The 2,976-nt window shown below is 53.3% G+C and carries 2 rRNA genes (1 of these 2 running past the window's edge); both read right to left on the bottom strand.

Annotated features, from left to right (window positions below):
* Positions 1–6 precede the first annotated feature (6 nt).
* Positions 7–121: ribosomal RNA gene (rrf, locus tag K4043_RS18495) — 5S ribosomal RNA — on the bottom strand.
* Between the two features lie 125 nt (positions 122–246).
* Positions 247–2,976 (bottom strand): 23S ribosomal RNA (locus K4043_RS18490) (it continues 149 nt past the right edge of the window).

Genomic DNA, 2,976 nt, shown 5'->3' with positions numbered 1-2,976 from the left:
TAAAAACCCTGGCGATGACCTACTCTCGCATGGCTTAGGCCACACTACCATCGGCGCAGCTGCGTTTCACTTCCGAGTTCGGGATGGGATCGGGTGGTTCCACAGCGCTAATTTCACCAGGGAGACAGTTGGAGCGTCGCCATCCTAAGGAACGGATTAAGGCGCCTGCCTCTCGTAAGTCTTGTGACGTAGCGTGCACTTGGGATCTATCGACATGTCATGTCGGCCAAGGCAACTTGAGGTTATATGGTCAAGCCACACGGATCATTAGTATCAGTTAGCTCAATACATTGCTGTACTTACACACCTGACCTATCAACCACATAGTCTATATGGTTCCTTCAGGGGGCTTGTGCCCCGGGAGATCTCATCTTGAGGCGCGCTTCCCGCTTAGATGCTTTCAGCGGTTATCGCTTCCGAACATAGCTACCCGGCAATGCCACTGGCGTGACAACCGGAACACCAGAGGTTCGTCCACTCCGGTCCTCTCGTACTAGGAGCAGCCCCTCTCAAATCTCCAACGCCCATGGCAGATAGGGACCGAACTGTCTCACGACGTTCTGAACCCAGCTCGCGTACCACTTTAAATGGCGAACAGCCATACCCTTGGGACCGACTACAGCCCCAGGATGTGATGAGCCGACATCGAGGTGCCAAACACCGCCGTCGATATGAACTCTTGGGCGGTATCAGCCTGTTATCCCCGGAGTACCTTTTATCCGTTGAGCGATGGCCCTTCCATACAGAACCACCGGATCACTAAGTCCTAGTTTCCTACCTGCTTGATCCGTCGATCTTGCAGTCAAGCACGCTTATGCCTTTGCACACAGTGCGCGATGTCCGACCGCGCTGAGCGTACCTTCGAGCTCCTCCGTTACTCTTTAGGAGGAGACCGCCCCAGTCAAACTACCCACCATACACGGTCCCCGATCCAGATTATGGACCTAGGTTAGAACGTCAAGCACGACAGGGTGGTATTTCAAGGATGGCTCCACTGCAGCTAGCGCCACAGTTTCATAGCCTCCCACCTATCCTACACAGACGAACTCAACGTTCAGTGTAAAGCTATAGTAAAGGTTCACGGGGTCTTTCCGTCTTGCCACGGGAACGCTGCATCTTCACAGCGATTTCAATTTCACTGAGTCTCGGGTGGAGACAGCGCCGCTGTCGTTACGCCATTCGTGCAGGTCGGAACTTACCCGACAAGGAATTTCGCTACCTTAGGACCGTTATAGTTACGGCCGCCGTTTACTGGGGCTTCGATCAAGAGCTTCGCCTTGCGGCTGACCCCATCAATTAACCTTCCAGCACCGGGCAGGCGTCACACCCTATACGTCCACTTTCGTGTTTGCAGAGTGCTGTGTTTTTGATAAACAGTCGCAGCGGCCTGGTTACTGCGGCCCTCTTCAGCTATAGCTCGCATGAGCCACCAAAAAGGGCGCACCTTCTCCCGAAGTTACGGTGCCATGTTGCCTAGTTCCTTCACCCGAGTTCTCTCAAGCGCCTGAGAATTCTCATCCTACCCACCTGTGTCGGTTTACGGTACGGTCTGCGTAAGCTGAAGCTTAGGAGCTTTTCCTGGAAGCGTGGTATCAGTGACTTCGTCTTAAAGACTCGTCTCGGTGCTCGGTCTTAAAGGATCCCGGATTTGCCAAAGATCCAAACCTACCGCCTTTCCCCCGGACAACCAACGCCGGGTACACCTAACCTTCTCCGTCCCTCCATCGCACTTACGCGAGGTGCAGGAATATTAACCTGCTTCCCATCGACTACGACTTTCGTCCTCGCCTTAGGGGCCGACTCACCCTGCGCCGATTAACGTTGCGCAAGGAAACCTTGGGCTTTCGGCGTGCGGGTTTTTCACCCGCATTATCGTTACTCATGTCAGCATTCGCACTTCCGATACCTCCAGCAGACTTCTCAATCCACCTTCAACGGCTTACGGAACGCTCCTCTACCGCGTACATATAAATATGCACACCCCAAGCTTCGGTTCACTGCTTAGCCCCGTTAAATCTTCCCCGCAGACCGACTCGACCAGTGAGCTATTACGCTTTCTTTAAAGGGTGGCTGCTTCTAAGCCAACCTCCTGGCTGTCTGTGCCTTTCCACATGGTTTTCCACTTAGCAGTGAATTTGGGACCTTAGCTGTGGGTCTGGGTTGTTTCCCTTTTCACGACGGACGTTAGCACCCGCCGTGTGTCTCCCATACAGTCCGTCTCGGTATTCGGAGTTTGCAATGGTTTGGTAAGTCGCGATGACCCCCTAGCCATAACAGTGCTCTACCCCCGAGAGGATACATATGAGGCGCTACCTAAATAGCTTTCGAGGAGAACCAGCTATCTCCGGGTTCGATTAGCTTTTCACTCCTAATCACAGCTCATCCCCGTCTTTTGCAACAGACGTGGGTTCGGGCCTCCAGTACCTGTTACGGCACCTTCACCCTGGCCATGACTAGATCACCCGGTTTCGGGTCTACTGCCCGCGACTATGCGCCCTTATCAGACTCGGTTTCCCTTCGCCTCCCCTATACGGTTAAGCTTGCCACGAACAGTAAGTCGCTGACCCATTATACAAAAGGTACGCAGTCACTCTTTCGAGCTCCTACTGCTTGTACGCACACGGTTTCAGGATCTATTTCACTCCCCTCTCCGGGGTTCTTTTCGCCTTTCCCTCACGGTACTGGTTCACTATCGGTCGGTCAGTAGTATTTAGCCTTGGAGGATGGTCCCCCCATGTTCAGACAGGGTTTCACGTGCCCCGCCCTACTCGTCTTCACTGGAGTGGCCCTTTTAAATACAGGGCTATCACCTTCTATGGCCAGCCGTTCCAGGCTGTTTTTCTAGAACCATTCCAGCTTAAGGGCTAGTCCCCGTTCGCTCGTCGCTACTCAGGGAATCTCGGTTGATTTCTTTTCCTCTGGTTACTTAGATATTTCAGTTCACCAGGTTCGCTTCCAGCAGCTATGTATTCACTG

It is taken from the genome of Stenotrophomonas sp. SRS1 (assembly GCF_026130205.1).
In the GTDB taxonomy this organism is placed as follows: domain Bacteria; phylum Pseudomonadota; class Gammaproteobacteria; order Xanthomonadales; family Xanthomonadaceae; genus Stenotrophomonas; species Stenotrophomonas rhizophila_B.
The sequence above is the reverse complement of the archived record's forward strand: the minus strand, read 5'-3'. Positions and strand labels throughout refer to the sequence as shown.